This is a genomic window from Xanthomonas sp. PPL134 (genome assembly GCF_040595915.1).
In the GTDB taxonomy this organism is placed as follows: Bacteria; Pseudomonadota; Gammaproteobacteria; order Xanthomonadales; family Xanthomonadaceae; genus Xanthomonas_A; species Xanthomonas_A indica.
The window spans coordinates 153,214-168,743 of sequence record NZ_JAMDLL010000006.1 but is presented as its reverse complement, the minus strand read 5'-3'; the positions used below and the strand labels follow the sequence as shown (position 1 = coordinate 168,743).

Here is a 15,530-nt window from a genome sequence, read left to right as displayed (position 1 = left end):
GCCGGGATTGGGGATTGGGGAGTCGGGATTCGTCAGCCGAGATTGGCGGCGCGTGCGCAGAACGCGGTGATGCAGGCGCCACCGCTGGCCGCAGCGCGACGCGGGCGGCGATAATGCGCGGATGGATCCTTCCGCGTTCGACTCCCAGCACATCCGCCGCGCCTTCGCGCGTGCGGCCGCCAGTTACGACGCCGCCGCGGCGCTGCAACGCGAGGTGCAGGGGCGCTTGCTGGAATCGCTGGACTACCTCGGCGACCGCGTGCCGCAGGTGGTGCTGGACGTGGGCAGCGGTCCGGCGCATGCCGCCGCGGCGATGAAGAAGCGCTGGCCGCGCGCACAGGTGATCGCGCTCGACCAGGCCCTGCCGATGCTGCAGCAGGCCAAGCGCCAGGCCGGCTGGTGGAAGCCGTTCGGCCGCGTTTGCGCCGACGCGCGCGCGCTGCCGCTGGCCGAGCACAGCGTCGATGTGATCTTCAGCAATCTGTGCCTGCAGTGGGTCGAGGACCTGCCGGCGGTGTTCGCCGGGTTCCGCCGCGTGCTGCGCCCCGGCGGCCTGTTGCTGTGCTCCAGCTTCGGCCCAGAGACGCTGATCGAACTGCGCGAGGCCTTCGCCCAGGCCGACCAGACCACGCCGCACGTGAGCCGCTTCGCGCCGATCGCGCAGTTCGGCGATGCGCTGATGCTGTCCGGCTTCCGCGATCCGGTGCTGGACCGCGACGTGTTCAACCTGACCTATCCGGACCTCGCCGCGCTGATGCGCGAACTGCGCGCGATCGGGGCCACCAACGCGCTGCAGGCGCGCCGCCATACCCTCACCGGCCGCGGCCGGTTCGCCGCCGCCACCGCCGCCTACGAGCCGCTGCGCGGTGCCGACGGCACCCTGCCCAGCACCTGGGAAGTGATCTACGCGCACGCCTGGGCGCCACCGCCGGGCGCGCCGATCCGCGAAGGCGGCGGCGAGATCGCTGCGGTGCCGCTGTCAGCGATCCCGATCCGCCGCCGCGGCGACTGAGCCGGGCCGCACCCGGAACAGCACCCGGCCCCGGTAGGGCGGACCCAGCGCCTGCACCTGCGCCCCCTGCGCGGCGATGCGCGCGACCACCTGCGGCCAGACCTCCTGCTTGCACACCCACACGCGGCCGGCGCACGGTTGCCGCAAGACCGTGGACAGGTCGGCGTCGTACTCGGGACCGAAGCGCGGCGCGTCGGGCAGCGGATCCAGGCGGATCTTGCGCACTTGCGCGCCCAGTTCCAGGCGCAGGCCGTAGCGCGCCATGTCCTCGACGAACACCACCTCGCGCACCGGCGTGCCGGCGCGCTGTGCGATCGCCTGCGCCCAGGCGCCGGCGTCCTTGTGCGTGGGCAGCAGCGCCAGCGCCAGCGCGAGCGCCAGCAGCAGCCCGCACCAGCCCAGCAGCCACGGCCAGCGCCACGGCGCGCGCCCCTCCTGCGCGCGCTGCCACGCCGCCAGCAACGCCAGCGGCACGAACAGCGGCAGCACGTACAGCGGCAGCCGCGAGCGCGACAGGCATAGCACCAGCAGTGGCAGCAGCAGCCACAGGGTCAGCAGCAGCGGCGCGGCCTGCTGCAGACGCAGCGCCGGGGTTCGCCACCATTGCCGCAGCTGCCGCGGCAGCTGCCAGACCCAGCGCGCCAGCGCCGGCGTCCACGGCAGCGTGCCCAGGACCAGGATCGGCGCATACGCCACCGCCCAGCCATACCACTGCGCGTTGCGCCCGAACGCATCGCTGGCCACGCGCTTGACCACCTCGTCGCCGACGAAGTACTGCAGCAAGCCGGGATGGCCATGGATCACCGCCAGGTACCAGGGCAGCGCCAGCACCGTGAACAGCGCGATGCCGGAAAGTTGCAGCGCGCGCCGCGGCGGCCCCGGCGTCACCGCGTTGAACAGCAGCAGCGCCGGCAACGGCAGCAGGCCCGGCGGCCCCTTGGTCATGAACGCCAGGGCGAAGCCGGCCCACATCGCCGCGATCCAGCGCTTGCCCTGCCCGGGCGGGTGCGCACGTGCTTCGACGAAGGCCCACACCGCCAGGGTCTCGCAGGCGGCGAGCAGGAAGTCGGTGGAAATCCATTGCGCCGCGCCGAATGGCGCCAGCATGGTGGCGTACAGCAGTGCCGCCTGCGCCGGCAGCGTGGGCCGCTCGGGAAACAGCCGCGCGGCCAGGCGCCAGACCAGCAGCACGCACAGCAGGTAGGCCAGCGCCGACGGCAAGCGCGCCGCCCACGGCGACGGCCCGAAGGCGGCGACGCTGGCGGCGATCGCCCAGTAGGTCAGCGGCGGCTTGGTCCAGTGCGCCACGTCCTCGCTGCGCCGGGGCGTGAGCCAGTCGCCGCTGTGCAGCATGTTCAGCGCGACATTGGTGTAACGGCCTTCGTCGGCGTCCCAGATCCCGCGGGCGCCCAGCAGGGCCAGCGCGAGCGTGCAGGCCAGCAGCGCCACCGCGACGGCCGGGGAACGAAGCAGCGCGCGCATCGGCGGTCCTCTCGGTCGGCGCGGCGACCATAGCCGTGGCGCCTGCGGCCGCGGATGACGGCCGGCGGACAGTTTTGCGACAGCGCGAACGCGCCGGCCTCAGGCCGGCGTGCGGCTCAGGCGGAGACCTGCGCGATCCAGTCTTCGAGGTTGTAGTAGTTGCTGACGCGGGCGATCTTGCCGTCGCGGATATCGAAGAACGCTCCGCCCGGCAGCACGTAGCGCTGGCCGCGCGCCTCCGGCAGGCCGGTGTCGGTGTGGTGGTATTCGCCATGCACCACGTACTCGGCGGCGGCGCGGCGGCCGTCCTGCGCGGCCAGCACCACGATGTCGTGCAACTGCTCGCGGTAGCTGGCGTTCATGCGCTGCAAAAACGCGGCGAACACGTCCTTGCCGGTCTCGCGCGGGCCCTGGTTGAGATCGTGGGCGACGTCGTCGCTGAGCATGCCCAGCATGCCGTCCCAGTCGCCGCGGTTGAACGCGGCGTAATAGGCCTGGACCAGGGCGATGGACTGGTCCTGCACAGGAACTCCGTGGTTGCTCATGGCTGCCGCCCTCCGGCCGTGGAAAGGCCCATCATACGGTCTCGCCGCCGTGCTCGACGCCCCGCTCCAGCAGGTCGCGATGGAAGAAGTACAGTTCCTGCAGCAGGAAGCGCCAGCGGGTCTGGAAGCTGCGGAAGCGGCTGCTCGGCGTCGACGAGGCCAGCGCGTCGATCTGCAGTTCCTGGCACAGCCGCAGCGCCCGCGCCATATGCAGCGGATCGCTGACCACGATGGCCCGGTGCAGGCCGTGTTCGCGCATCAGCCGGCGCGCCTCGATCAGGTTCTGCCGGGTGGTGCGCGACACCGTCTCGATCAGGATCGCATCGGCCGGCACGTCGTGGCGCAGCGCGTAGCGCCTTGCCACCTGCGACTCGGCGAAGCGCGCGCCGTTGCCGAAGCCACCGGTGAAGATCAGGGTCGGCGCGTAGCCGCGCTGGTACAGGTCCAGGCCGTGGCGGATGCGCTCCTCGAACACCGGCGAGGGCTTGGCGTCGTAGGCCGCCGCGCCGAGCACGATGATCGCGTCGGCCGGCGCCGCCTGGTCGCGGTCGCCGACCCAGACGATGTAGATCGCCACGCCGAGCAGCCACAGCCCCACCAGCGCCGCCAGGCGCAGCAGCCAGCGCAGCCAGCGGAACCCGCCCCGCGCACTCATGCCGCGCCCCACGGCAGGGCGTCCAGGTCGACGTTGCCGCCGGACAGGATCACCCCGACCCGGCGCCCGGCGAAGCGCGCCGGCTGCGCCAGCACCGCCGCCAGGGCGATCGCCGAGGACGGCTCCACCACCTGCTTGAGCACCTGCCACAGCAGCCGCATCGCCGCCACGGTCGCCGCGTCGTCCACCACCAGCACCTCGGCATGGCCGTGCAGCAGGGCGAAGTTGGGTTCGCCGAGGCTGCCGCGCAGGCCGTCGCAGATCGTGTCCGGGACCATGTCCACGCGGCGCTCGCCGGCGGCCAGCGAGCGCGCGGTATCGGCGGCACCGGCCGGCTCGGCCAGCAGCAGCTGCGCCTGCGGCGCCAGCGCCGACAGGGCCAGGCGGCTGCCCGCGGCCAGGCCACCGCCGCCGACCGGCACCACCAGCAGGTCCAGCCCGCCGCTGGCGTCCAGCAGCTCCAGCGCGGCGGTGCCCTGCCCGGCGATCACCGCCGGATCGGCGTAGGGATGCACCAGGGTCGCGCCGGTGTCGCGCTGCACCTGGGCGCACAGCGCCTCGCGGGCGGCGATGCTCGGCGCGCAGCGCCACAGGGTGGCGCCGTGGCGGGCGATGTTGGCGAGCTTGGCGGCGACCGCGCCTTCCGGCACCACCACATGGCAGCCGATGCCACGGGTACGCGCGGCCAAGGCCAGCGCCGCGCCGTGGTTGCCCGAGGAGTGGGTGACCACCCCGCAGGCCGCCTGTGCCGGATCCAGCGCCCACACCGCATTGCAGGCGCCGCGGAACTTGAACGCGCCGCCGCGCTGCAGGTGTTCGGCCTTGAAGTACAGCTGCGCGCCGCTGGCGGAATCCAGCGCCTGCGAACGCAGCACCGGGGTCGGCCGCGCGTGCGCGGCAATGCGTGCGGCGGCCGCCAGGACGTCGCCGAACTCGGGCAGAAAACGTGAGACCATGCGGGAAAGGGTAGCGTATCGTCGCCAACGTGCAGCGCCCGCCAGCCGCGCCGGCTCGCCGCCGTTGCGCGCGACTTAAGCGTTCAAGTGCGGCGCGGGAAGTTAAGGGGGGATTCAATGCAACGGACCGAACCTGTCAGCCAGCCTGCTGGAGGGCAAACGCCATGAAACTGCGCCTGATCTGCGCCGCTGGACTGCTGGCCGCACTGGGCGGCTGCGCCACCTACGATTACGCCGGAGGCGGCGACGGTGGCTACTACCGTGGCGCGCCCTCGGTCGAGTACCGCTACCCCGCCGGCTATTCCGAGTACTACTCGCCTTACGGCGCGGTGCCCTACTACGGTTACGGCCCCGCCTACTACGGCTACTACGGCTACGGCGTGCCGTATTACTACTATCGCGGCTACGACGGCCCGCGCCACCGCCCGCCGCCGCGTCCGCGGCCGGACGACGGCGGTTCGCGCCCGCCGCCGCCCAGCGTGGGCGGTCGGGTGCCCTCGCCCTGGCGCGACATGGACCGCCTGCGGCGTCCGGACGCGCTCAATTCGTCGCCGCGGCCGCAGTCGATGCAGCCGGCCCGGCCGGCGATGCAGCGTCCCGAGGGGATGCAGCGCCCGCCTGCCCCACGCCCCGGCAATATGGGGCGCAGCAATGGGACACGTCGCACACTCGAGCCCTGAGAAAGGGCTTGCGTTCGCCAGCCCCAACACGCACTCTACGTCCTACGGGGTGACCGACTGCGTCGCTTTATGACCCGAAGGGGTGACCCCACCGTCTATGTCGATGTCCGACAGGGAAATCTGGATCCCCCCTGTTCCGGCCCTGTCGGGCGTCGGCGCCTCACAACGAAAAGCCCCGGTCCGCCGGGGCTTTTCGCGTTGGGGCCTTGCCGTTGCTGGCCCGGCGCCGGCGCCGGGCGAAAACGGGCATAAAAAAGGGCCGGTAGTCCCCCGACTACCGGCCCCCAGCTCCCCCAACGTGCGCGTGACTGGCCCCTGTTCCAATTCCAGTCATACGCCCCTGACGCATTGCCACGTTGGGTGCAGTGGGAATATCTGCAGATTGCGTGCCAACTTGAGGCCCAGATCTGCAATTTGTGATGCAACCGCTAAAATTCCTGTTCCCGCCGAGGGCGCTCCCGCCTGCGGCCCCCTTCCGCCGGCTCACGGGCCGGCCGCGAGACCCCGATGAGCGACTCCTTCTACCGCTATGACGTGATCGTGATCGGCGGCGGCCATGCCGGCACCGAGGCGGCGCTGGCGTCCGCGCGTGCCGGCGCGCGCACCCTGCTGCTGACCCACAACGTGGAGACGGTGGGGGCGATGAGCTGCAACCCGGCCATCGGCGGCATCGGCAAGGGCCACCTGGTCAAGGAGATCGACGCGCTGGGCGGGGCGATGGCGCAGGCCGCGGACCTGGCCGGCATCCAGTGGCGCACCCTCAACGCCTCCAAGGGCCCGGCGGTGCGCGCGACCCGCTGCCAGGCCGACCGCAGCCTGTACCGCAGCGCGATCCGGCGCCTGGTCGAGGCACAGCCGAACCTGACCCTGTTCCAGGCCGCGGTGGACGACCTGGTCATGGACGGCGAGTGCGTGCGCGGCGTGCTGACCCAGACCGGGCTGCGCTTCGAGGCCGCGGCGGTGGTGCTGACCGCCGGCACCTTCCTGGCCGGCAAGATCCACATCGGCCAGACCCAGTACGCCGGCGGCCGCGCCGGCGATCCACCGGCCACCGCGCTGGCGCAGGCGCTGCGCGACGGCCGCTTCGGCGTGGACCGGCTCAAGACCGGCACCCCGCCACGCATCGACGGGCGCAGCCTGGACTACGCGGCGATGGAGGAACAGCCCGGCGACGATCCGCTGCCGGTGATGTCGTTCCTGGGCGAGGTCGCCCAGCATCCGCGCCAGGTCTCGTGCTGGATCACCCACACCACCGAGCGCACCCACGCCATCATCCGCGGCGCGCTGGACCGCTCGCCGCTGTACACCGGCCAGATCGAAGGCATCGGCCCGCGCTACTGCCCCTCGATCGAGGACAAGGTAGTGCGCTTCGCCGAGAAGGCCAGCCACCAGATCTTCGTCGAGCCGGAAGGCCTGGACGTGGTCGAGATCTACCCCAACGGCATCTCCACCTCGCTGCCGTTCGACGTGCAGCTGGAGCTGGTGCGCTCGATCCGCGGCTTCGAGCGCGCCCACATCACCCGCCCCGGCTACGCCATCGAATACGATTTCTTCGACCCGCGCGGGCTCAAGGCCTCGCTGGAGACCAAGGCCATGCCCGGGCTGTTCTTCGCCGGGCAGATCAACGGCACCACCGGCTACGAGGAAGCGGCCGCGCAGGGCCTGATCGCCGGCCTCAACGCCGCGCGCCAGGTACGCGGGCTGGAGCCGTGGTCGCCGCGCCGCGACCAGGCCTACATCGGCGTGCTGATCGACGACCTGATCACCCACGGCACCAGCGAGCCGTACCGCATGTTCACCAGCCGCGCCGAGTACCGGCTGCAGTTGCGCGAGGACAACGCCGACGCGCGCCTGACCGGTATCGGCCACGACCTGGGCATCGTCGACGAAATGCGCTGGGCGCGGTTCCAGGCCAAGCAGGAGGCGGTGGCGCGCGAGAACGAGCGCCTGCGCGCGCTGTGGGCCACCCCGGGCAATGCGCTGGGCCGCGAGGTCGCGGCCACGCTGGGCGTGGCGGTGAGCCGCGAGACCACCGTACTGGACCTGATCAAGCGCCCGGAGCTGGACTACGCCGCACTGATGCGGGTGCCGTCGCTGGGTCCCGGCGTGGCCGACGCGCAGGTGGCCGAGCAGGTGGAGATCGGCATCAAGTACGCCGGCTACCTGGACCGCCAGCGCGAGGAGATCGCACGCCAGCAGCGTCACGAGGACACCCCGATCCCGGCCGCGTTCGACTACGCGCAGGTGCGCGGGCTGTCGGCCGAAGTGCAGCAGAAGCTCGAGCGCGTGCGCCCGCAGACCGTGGGCCAGGCGCAGCGCATCCCCGGCATGACCCCGGCGGCGATCTCGCTGCTGCTGGTGCACCTGGAACGGGCGCGGCGCAGCCGGGTGGCGTGATCGGTCGCGGACGCGCATCGCGCGCATCACCACCGTAGGAGCGGCTTCAGCCGCGACCGGAAGGTGCATCGGCAATACCCGGTCGCGGCTGAAGCCGCTCCTACGGACGCAACGGACGCATTGTCCCTGGCGAAGCAGCGACCGGCGGAGCTTGCCGGGACGTGGTGCGCGCTGCGGTGGGCTCAGTCCTGCGCGGCCACCGGCAGCAGACGCTGGCGCAGCAGCAGCGCGGCCAGGTCCAGGGTTTCGCCGGCCACGCGCATCACGCTGCCCATGTTGATGAAGCCGTGGATCATGCCGGGGTGGACACGCACCAGGGTTTCCACGCCGGCCTCGCGCAGTCGCTGCGCGTAGTGCAGGCCTTCGTCGTGCAGCGCGTCGCGGTCGGCGAGCACCACCAGCGCCGGGGCGACGCCGGCCACGTCCGGCGCCACCACCGGCGAGATGCGCCAGTCCGACCCAAGCGACGGGTCGGGCAGGTACTGACGGTCGAAATAGCGCATCGCCGCTTCGGTCAGCGGCGGGATGCCGGCGTTGTGCACGCGCGAGGGGAAAGGATTGTCCGCATGCAGGTTGGTCAGCGGATAGATCAGGATCTGGCAGCGCAGGGCGATGCCGGCATCGCGCGCGGCCAGCGCGGCGCTGGCCGCCAGGGCGCCGCCCATGCTGTCGCCGGCGATGGCCAGGCGCTGCGGATCGGCGCCGACCTCGCCCGGATGCGCGGCCACCCAATGCACAACCGCGATCACATCCTCGATGCCGGCCGGCGCCGGATGCTCGGGCGCCAGCCGGTAGTCCACCGCCAGCACCTGGCAGCCGGCGCGCGCGGCCAGTTGCCGGCACACATCGTCGTGCGAGTCGAGGTCGCCGACCACGCCGCCGCCGCCGTGCGCGTAGAGGCAGGTCGGCGCCGGGCCGGCGTCGAGGCCGTGCGGGCGATACAGGCGCAGCGGAATCGGCGCGGCCGGACCGGGCGCCTGCAGGTCGCGGACCTCGGCCATCTCCGCACGCGGGAACCCGAACTGCGCGGCGACGCCGCGCATCATCGCCCGCGCCTCGGGCAAGGGCAGTTCCTCCATCGGCGGCTGCCCGGACTGCTGCGCCAGGGCAAAGAAACGGACGACCTCTGGATCGAAATACATGGGTGGCCCTCCCGGGGCGGCTGCGCAAGCGGCGTCGACCAGATTGTTATTTCTCATAACCGTTTCCGCAAATAATCGAACTGGAACGCGCATCACGGCGCCTGGCGGGCCAGCGGCAGACGGCCGCCTGCAGCGGCGCGGCGGCGGGCGCAATGCAGGGCGTGACAAGGCTTCGCGCGGTTTGCGGCGCACGCGGGCCGGGGTCGCGCATGTGACTGCGCCGCATTGCAGCGCAACATGCGCGTGCGCGAACACAGGGTTCGCGCCGCAGCCTGCCGTACATCCGAGGACATCGCGTCGGGGCTGGCGCGCACGCCGCTGGCGTTGCGGGGCGCCGCGCTCTGCTGGCGTCGGCTCCACCGGCGCGGTGTCGTCGACGTCTTGCCAGCCTGATCCGATGGGTCGGGGCCGCACGCCTGTGGCCGCGTGCGCTGCTGGAGTCGGCGCACTCGATCGGGTGCCGATCGGGCGACGCGGCAGCGATGCGCGGACTGGCCGAGGCCATGGGGCGTTGCGGGCGGCGGTGGCCGTGCTGCATGCGCTCATCCGAACGCAGTCGAGCCTCCATGTCGCCGCGTCCCGCCCACAGGCACGCCCACCCGCAGGGCGGCGTGCTCGGAGCGGGAGGACCGCGCTAGTCGTCCTGCGCGGCGGCCTCGCGGCCCTGCTGGCGGATGATGGCTTCCTGCCGCGCGTCCTCGATCGAGGCGCGCACCGCGCGCACGTCGGCACGGCGGGTATCGAAGGCGAAGCGGCCGGTGAGCGCGCTGTCCGGGCGCAGCGTGCCCTTCTCGTACAGCGCCCACATCTCCTCGCCGTAATGGGTGGCGTTGAGCTCGGGGGCGAAGCGGCCCAGGCAATCGCGCAGGTTATGCACGTCGCGCAGCAGCATGGTGCGGGCGGCGTTGTTACCGGCGGCGCTGACCACCTGCGGGAAATCGATCACCACCGGGCCGTCGGCACCGACCAGCACGTTGTATTCGGACAGGTCGCCGTGGACCAGGCCCAGGCACAGCATCTTGACCACGTCCCCGACCAGCTGGGCGTGGAAAGCCTGCGCCTGCGCCGGTTCCAGTTCCACTTCGCTCAGCCGCGGCGCGCTCTGCCCGTCGGCATCGGTGACCAGGTCCATCAGCAGCACGCCGTGGAAATAGCCGCGCGGCTGCGGCACGTGCACGCCGGCATCCACCAGCTGGTACAGGGTGTTGGCCTCGGTGTCCTTCCACGCGGCCTCCTGCTCGCGGCGGCCGAACTTGCTGGCCTTGCCGATCGCCCGCGCCTGGCGGCTGCCGCGCACCTTGCGCCCTTCCTGGTACTGCACGCGCGCCTGGAAGCTGCGCTGCGCCATGTCCTTGTAGACCTTGGCGCAGAGCACGTCGTCGCCGGCCTGGACCACGTAGACCGCGGCCTCCTTGCCGCTCTTGAGCGGGCGCAGCACGCCGTCGATGACGCCATCGTCGATCAACGGCTGCAGGCTCGGAGGAATCTTCATCGGGTGCGGCATACCTGGAGTGGGTCGCCGCGATTATGGCCCAAGCCTGGCGTCTTGCCGGGCGCGTCGGTGCGGCGTCGCCGATGGCGCCAACGCGCCGAAGCTGCGTCCGGCGCGGCCTGCGGCCTGTGCGACGCACGAGATGCGGGGCGCAGGCGTCCGGCATTTGTCTACAACGTCCGCCGAGGCGTGCCGCTGCGTTCAGCGATCGAGACGGTGGCGCAAGGCTGTCGTGTTGTGTGCCGCGAGGGCGCGCGCGTTGCTTGGGTCGATGGTTGCAGAGGCGTTCGACGGCTATCGCGTCGGGACTGAAGTCCCTCCCACAACAAGCGCCTCCCGCGCTAACTGTGCGGCACGTGCCGTTGCGTGCGACCGGGTTCGGCCAGGGAAACAGCGCGCGGCTGGCCGCGTGAGGCGCGATGGGGATGTCGCACAGGACGTCAGTTGGACGGCGTCCAACTGCCATGCGTCGGGACTGAAGTCCCTCCCAAAGGGGGGCGTCGCGCGTGGCGACGCTTCTGCATGCTCAGGCCTGCCTCGAGCTCCGCTTTACTCTCTGCCCCACTCTCCGCCTCAGTTGCCTAGGGCCTGCCGCACTCCGGCTCAGGGCGCGGCAGTGGCCTGGGCGTCGGCGCCCCCACCGAGCACCTGGTACAGGGTCACGCGGTTGCTGGCGTCCTGCAGGCGCAACGCGATCAGCGCCTGCTGCGCGGCGTACAGCGAGCGCTGCGCATCCAGCACCGCCAGGTGGCCGTCCAGGCCGGCGCGGTAGCGCGCGTCGGCCAGGGTGTAGCTGCGCTGGCTGGCGTCGACCAGGGCCTGCTGCGCGCTCAGCTGCGCCTGCAGGTGGTCGCGCGCGGCCAGGGCGTCGGCCACTTCGGCGAAGGCCGACTGGATCGCCTTCTCGTACTGCGCCACGGCGATGTCCTTGCCCAGCTTGGACGCGTCCAGCGAGGCCTTCAGCGCGCCGGCGTGGAAGATCGGCGCGGTGATGCTGGGCACGAACGACCAGGTGCGGCTGCCGGCGGAGAACAGCGTGGACAGGGCATCGCTGCTGCGCCCGGTCGAGGCGGTCAGGCTCAGCGACGGGAAGAACGCCGCGCGTGCGGCGCCGATGTCGGCGTTGGCCGCCTGCAGGGTGTGCTCGGCGGCGAGCACGTCCGGGCGCTGCAGCAGCAGCGTCGAGGACAGGTGCGCCGGCAGCGGCGCCAGCGCGACACTGTCCTGCATCGCCTGCGCGGTCGGCAGCAGCGCCGCCTCCACCGGCGCGCCCACCAGCAGCTGCAGCGCATCGCGCGCCTGCGCCAACTGGGTGGCGGCGCTGGCGACGGCGACGCGTGCCGATTCCACGCTGGTCTGCTGCTGCGCCAGGTCCAGCCCGGACACGCTGCCGACGCCGTGCTGGCGCTCGGTCAGTTGCAGGGTCTGGGTCTGGCTGTCCAGGGTCTGCTGCGCCAGGGTCAGTTGTTCCTGGTCAGCGCCCACGGTCAGCCATGCCGCGGCAACCTGGGCGACCAGGCTCAGGCGCACGCTGCGCTGGTTCTCGGCGCTGGACAGCCAGTTCTGCAGGGCCTCCTGCCTGAGGCTGCGCAATTGCCCGAACAGGTCCAACTGCCAGCTGCTGAGCCCGACCTGCAGGGTGTCGCTGGTGCTGACCTGGGAGACGCCGTCGTCGTTGCTGGCGGCGCTGCTGCGGCCGCGGCTCATGCTGGCGTTGGCATCGAACGACGGCAGCTGCGCGGCGCGCTGGATGCGGTACTGCGCGCGCGCCTTGTCGATGGACAGCACGGCCACGCGCAGGTCGCGGTTGTTCTGCAGGGCCAGCGCGATGGTCTGGCGCAGCCGCGGATCCAGGAACACCTGCTGCCAGTCCGGCATCGCCAGCGTGTCGGTGGCGGTGCCCGTGGCGGGTGCCGCGTCGACCGCTGCCAGGTCGGCCGGTACCGGCGCCGCGGGGCGCACGTAGGTCGGTGCCAGGGTGCAGCCGGACAGGGCCAGCAGCGTGGCCGCCGCCACGCTCATGCGGAAGATCGCGCTCATGCCTGCGCCTCCTCGGTGGCGGCCGGGCGCCCGGGGAACATCCGCCGCACGATCACGTAGAACAGCGGCACGAAGAATAGGCCCAGGGTGATCGAGGCCAGGGTGCCGCCGGTAACGCCGGTGCCCAGCGAGTGGCGCGCGGCCGAGCCGGCGCCCTTGCTGAACACCAGCGGCAGCACGCCGAGCAGGAACGCCAGCGAGGTCATCAGGATCGGCCGCAGGCGCATCTGCACCGCGTGCAGGGTGGCGGCGAGCAGGCTTTCGCCGCGGTGTTCGAGGTCGCGCGCGAACTCGACGATGAGGATGCCGTTCTTCGCCGCCAGGCCCACCGTGGTCAGCAGGCCGACCTGGAAGTAGACATCGTTCTCCAGCCCGCGCAGGGTCATCAGCAGCACCGCGCCGAACACGCCTACCGGCACCGCCAGCATCACCGCGAACGGGATCGACCAGCTCTCGTACAAGGCCACCAGGCACAGGAACACGAACAGCAGCGAGATCGCATACAGCGCCGGCGCCTGGTTGGCCGACAGCTTCTCCTGGTAGGCCATGTCCGACCACGCATAGCCGAAGCCGTGCGGCAGTTGCTTGCTCAGTTCGGCCATCGCGTCCATCGCCGCGCCGGAGCTGACCCCGGGCACCGCCTGGCCGGTCAGTTCCATCGCCGACACGCCGTTGTAGCGTTCCAGCGCCGCCGGCGCGCTGGTCCAGTGCGAGCGGGTGAAGGCCGACATCGGCACCATGTCGCCGCCGGCGTTGCGCACCGTCCAGCGGTCCAGGTCCTGCGGCGCCATGCGCGCGTCGGCATCGCCCTGCACGAACACCTTCTTGATGCGGCCCTTGTAGATGAAGTTGTTGACGAAGTCGCCGCCGAGCGCGCTGTTGAGCGTGGCGTTGATGTCGCCCGGGTCCACGCCCAGCGCCTGCGCCTTGGCGTCGTCGATCTTGACCGCGTACACCGGCGCGTCCTCCAGGCTCGCGTAACGCACGTTCATCAGCTTGGGATCGTGCTGGGCCAGGCGCAGCAGCTTGTCGCGCGCGGCGACCAGGGCGGCATGGCCGGCGCCTTCGTAGTCCATGAGTTCGAAGGTGAAGCCCGAGGCGTCGCCCAGGCCGGTGATCGCCGGCGGCGAGGTCACGAACAGTTCCGCGTCGGGCACGTCGGCCAGCGCCTTGTTCAGATGGTCGGCGATGGTCGCCGCGTCGTCGTCGCGGTCGTCCCAGTCCTTCAGGCGCACGAAGGCCATGCCGACGTTCTGGCCGGCGCCGGTGACGCTGAAGCCGGCCGAGGACAGCACCGAGCGCACGCCCGGGTCCTTCAGCGCGGCCTTGGTCAGCCGGTCGGTCACCGCCAGGGTCTGCTCCAGGGTGGAGCCGGCCGGCAGCTTGACCAGCACGTTGAGCATGCCCTCGTCCTCGTCGGGCAGGAACGCGCCGGGCAGGCGCCACAGCAGCAGGCCGGTGACCGCGATCAGCAGCGCATAGGCGACCAGGCCCAGCGCGCGCCGGCCCAGCACCCGCTCGACCAGCGTGCGGTAGCGCTCGGACAGGTGCCGGAAGCGGGTGTTGAACCAGACGAAGAACCAGCCCAGGCGCCCGTGCGACCCGATCGGCGCCTCGCCCTGGTGCAGCGGCTTGAGGATGGTCACGCACAGCGCCGGGGTCAGGGTCATCGCCACCAGCACCGACAGGATCATCGAGGCGGCGATGGTGATCGAGAACTGCCGGTAGATCACGCCGGTGACGCCGTTGAAGAACGCCATCGGCACGAACACCGCGGTCAGCACCAGCACGATGCCGACCAGGGCGCCGCCGATCTGCTGCATCGAACGCAGCGTCGCTTCCTTCGGCGGCAGGCCTTCCTGGCCCATGACCCGCTCCACGTTCTCCACCACCACGATGGCGTCGTCGACCAGCAGGCCGATCGCCAGCACCATCGCGAACATGGTCAGGGTGTTGATCGAGTAGCCGAACGCGGCGAGCACGCCGAAGGTGCCCATCAGCACCACCGGCACGGCGATGGTCGGGATCAGCGTGGCGCGCCAGTTCTGCAGGAACAGGTACATCACCGCCACCACCAGCAGCACCGCCTGGATCAGGGTGATGACCACTTCCTTGATCGAGGTGGTGACGAACGGCGTGGTGCTGAAGGCGATGTGGTAGTTGAAGCCGTGCGGCCAGTACTGCTTGAGCTCCTGCAGGCGCTGGTCGATCGCCCTGGAGGTCTCCACCGCGTTGGCGTCGGAGTTGAGCTCGATGCCCAGCGAGGCCGAGGGCTTGCCGTTGAAGCGGGTGATGCTGTCGTAGGTCTCCGGGCCCAGGCCGATCCTGGCCACGTCCGACAGGTGCACGGCGGCGCCGCTGGCATCGCTCTTGAGCACGATCGCGCCGAACTGCGCCGGGGTCTGCAGGCGGCTGCGGGTGGTCACGGTGGCGTCCAGGCGCTGCCCGCGCAGCGCCGGCTGGCCGCCGATCTCGCCGGCCGACACGTCGGTGTTCTGCGACTGCAGCGCGTTCTCCACGTCCGAGGGCATCAGCGCGTACTTGCGCAGCTTCTCCGGGTCCAGCCAGATGCGCATGGCGTATTCGGAGCCCAGCGGCTGGATGTTGCCGACGCCGCTGACGCGGCTGATCTGGTCGTCGATGTTCGATTCCATGTAGTTGGCGACATCGAAGTTGTCCATGCTGCCGTCGTCGGACGTGAACGCCACCACCTCGAACAGCGAGCCGCTGGACTTGGTGATGACCAGGCCGTTCTGCTGCACCGCCTGCGGCAACACCGACATCACCGACTGCAACTGGTTCTGCACCTGCACCTGCGCGGTGTCGGCGTTGGTGCCGGTCTCGAACACCAGGTTGACCTGCGCGGTGCCGTCCGAGGCGCTGGTGGAGGTCATGTACAGCAGGTGGTCAAGGCTCTGCTGCGACTGTTCGATCAGCTGGGTGACGGTGTTCTCCACCGTCTGCGCCGAGGCGCCAGTGTAGGTGGCGCGCACGGTGATGGTGGGCGGCGCCATGTGCGGATAGCGTTCGACCGGCAGCCCATGGATGGCCAGCATGCCGATCAGGACGATGACGATGGCCATGACCCAGGCCACCACCGGGTGGTTGACGAAGAAGCGCGACATGCGG

Annotated in this window: 11 protein-coding genes; 3 read left to right on the top strand and 8 right to left on the bottom strand. The window is 71.3% G+C overall.

The annotated features are described in order from the left end of the window. Positions 1–121: 121 nt before the first annotated feature. Complete coding sequence (gene bioC, locus M3U25_RS13310; RefSeq protein WP_355502401.1) at positions 122–1,012, top strand: malonyl-ACP O-methyltransferase BioC; 891 nt, start codon at positions 122–124, stop codon at positions 1,010–1,012. On the opposite strand, the gene M3U25_RS13305 is transcribed toward bioC, so the two are convergent. From M3U25_RS13305 to M3U25_RS13290, 4 genes are all read right to left on the bottom strand, one after another. Then, positions 980–2,494 (bottom strand): glycosyltransferase family 39 protein, encoded by a 1,515-nt coding sequence (locus M3U25_RS13305; protein ID WP_355502404.1) that lies wholly within the window; start codon positions 2,492–2,494, stop codon positions 980–982. The genes bioC and M3U25_RS13305 overlap by 33 nt on opposite strands. Positions 2,495–2,610: 116 nt before the next feature. Then, complete coding sequence (locus tag M3U25_RS13300) at positions 2,611–3,039, bottom strand: ketosteroid isomerase-related protein (RefSeq protein ID WP_160946734.1); 429 nt, start codon at positions 3,037–3,039, stop codon at positions 2,611–2,613. 31 nt (positions 3,040–3,070) lie between these two features. Next, the gene (locus tag M3U25_RS13295; protein WP_160946735.1) at positions 3,071–3,694 is read right to left on the bottom strand and encodes a YdcF family protein; all 624 of its coding nucleotides are present in this window, start codon (positions 3,692–3,694) and stop codon (positions 3,071–3,073) included. Next, positions 3,691–4,650, bottom strand: coding sequence for a pyridoxal-phosphate dependent enzyme (locus tag M3U25_RS13290; protein ID WP_355502408.1), 960 nt, complete (start codon positions 4,648–4,650; stop codon positions 3,691–3,693). The genes M3U25_RS13295 and M3U25_RS13290 overlap by 4 nt, the downstream gene beginning before the upstream one ends. A 164-nt stretch (positions 4,651–4,814) precedes the next feature. Here M3U25_RS13290 and M3U25_RS13285 point away from each other — a divergent pair, with 164 nt between their 5' ends. Together M3U25_RS13285 and mnmG are read left to right on the top strand one after the other, a co-directional pair. Next, positions 4,815–5,330 carry a hypothetical protein gene (locus M3U25_RS13285; protein ID WP_355502411.1) on the top strand — a complete coding sequence of 172 codons (516 nt, stop codon included), beginning with the start codon at positions 4,815–4,817 and terminating at the stop codon, positions 5,328–5,330. Positions 5,331–5,837: 507 nt separating this feature from the next. Next, positions 5,838–7,727, top strand: a complete 1,890-nt coding sequence (mnmG, locus tag M3U25_RS13280; protein ID WP_355502414.1) for a tRNA uridine-5-carboxymethylaminomethyl(34) synthesis enzyme MnmG — start codon at positions 5,838–5,840, stop codon at positions 7,725–7,727. 182 nt (positions 7,728–7,909) lie between these two features. Here mnmG and M3U25_RS13275 read toward each other — a convergent pair whose 3' ends face one another. The 4 genes from M3U25_RS13275 to M3U25_RS13260 all read right to left on the bottom strand — a co-directional run bounded on the left by M3U25_RS13275 (position 7,910) and on the right by M3U25_RS13260 (position 15,526). Then, on the bottom strand, positions 7,910–8,869 hold the full coding sequence (locus tag M3U25_RS13275) for an alpha/beta hydrolase (protein ID WP_355502417.1): 960 nt from the start codon (positions 8,867–8,869) through the stop codon (positions 7,910–7,912). Positions 8,870–9,503: 634 nt separating this feature from the next. Beyond that, entirely contained in the window at positions 9,504–10,361 is an 858-nt protein-coding gene (locus tag M3U25_RS13270) for a PA4780 family RIO1-like protein kinase (protein WP_048491578.1), read from the bottom strand. 603 nt (positions 10,362–10,964) lie between these two features. Continuing rightward, complete coding sequence (locus tag M3U25_RS13265; protein WP_355502421.1) at positions 10,965–12,401, bottom strand: efflux transporter outer membrane subunit; 1,437 nt, start codon at positions 12,399–12,401, stop codon at positions 10,965–10,967. Further along, a complete protein-coding gene (locus M3U25_RS13260) occupies positions 12,398–15,526 on the bottom strand; it encodes an efflux RND transporter permease subunit (protein WP_355502424.1) in 3,129 nt (1,042 codons plus the stop codon). Before M3U25_RS13260 ends, M3U25_RS13265 begins: the two co-directional genes overlap by 4 nt. Positions 15,527–15,530: the final 4 nt, after the last annotated feature.

Bases quoted from the DNA above. Each gene is read 5' to 3' on its own strand.
- M3U25_RS13270 (WP_048491578.1), bottom strand. From the start codon at position 10,361: ATGAAGATTCCTCCGAGCCTGCAGCCGTTGATCGACGATGGCGTCATC.
- M3U25_RS13300 (WP_160946734.1), bottom strand. From the start codon at position 3,039: ATGAGCAACCACGGAGTTCCTGTGCAGGACCAGTCCATCGCCCTGGTC.
- M3U25_RS13265 (WP_355502421.1), bottom strand. From the start codon at position 12,401: ATGAGCGCGATCTTCCGCATGAGCGTGGCGGCGGCCACGCTGCTGGCC.
- M3U25_RS13290 (WP_355502408.1), bottom strand. From the start codon at position 4,650: ATGGTCTCACGTTTTCTGCCCGAGTTCGGCGACGTCCTGGCGGCCGCC.
- M3U25_RS13260 (WP_355502424.1), bottom strand. From the start codon at position 15,526: ATGTCGCGCTTCTTCGTCAACCACCCGGTGGTGGCCTGGGTCATGGCC.
- mnmG (WP_355502414.1), top strand. From the start codon at position 5,838: ATGAGCGACTCCTTCTACCGCTATGACGTGATCGTGATCGGCGGCGGC.
- M3U25_RS13275 (WP_355502417.1), bottom strand. From the start codon at position 8,869: ATGTATTTCGATCCAGAGGTCGTCCGTTTCTTTGCCCTGGCGCAGCAG.
- M3U25_RS13285 (WP_355502411.1), top strand. From the start codon at position 4,815: ATGAAACTGCGCCTGATCTGCGCCGCTGGACTGCTGGCCGCACTGGGC.
- bioC (WP_355502401.1), top strand. From the start codon at position 122: ATGGATCCTTCCGCGTTCGACTCCCAGCACATCCGCCGCGCCTTCGCG.
- M3U25_RS13305 (WP_355502404.1), bottom strand. From the start codon at position 2,494: ATGCGCGCGCTGCTTCGTTCCCCGGCCGTCGCGGTGGCGCTGCTGGCC.
- M3U25_RS13295 (WP_160946735.1), bottom strand. From the start codon at position 3,694: ATGAGTGCGCGGGGCGGGTTCCGCTGGCTGCGCTGGCTGCTGCGCCTG.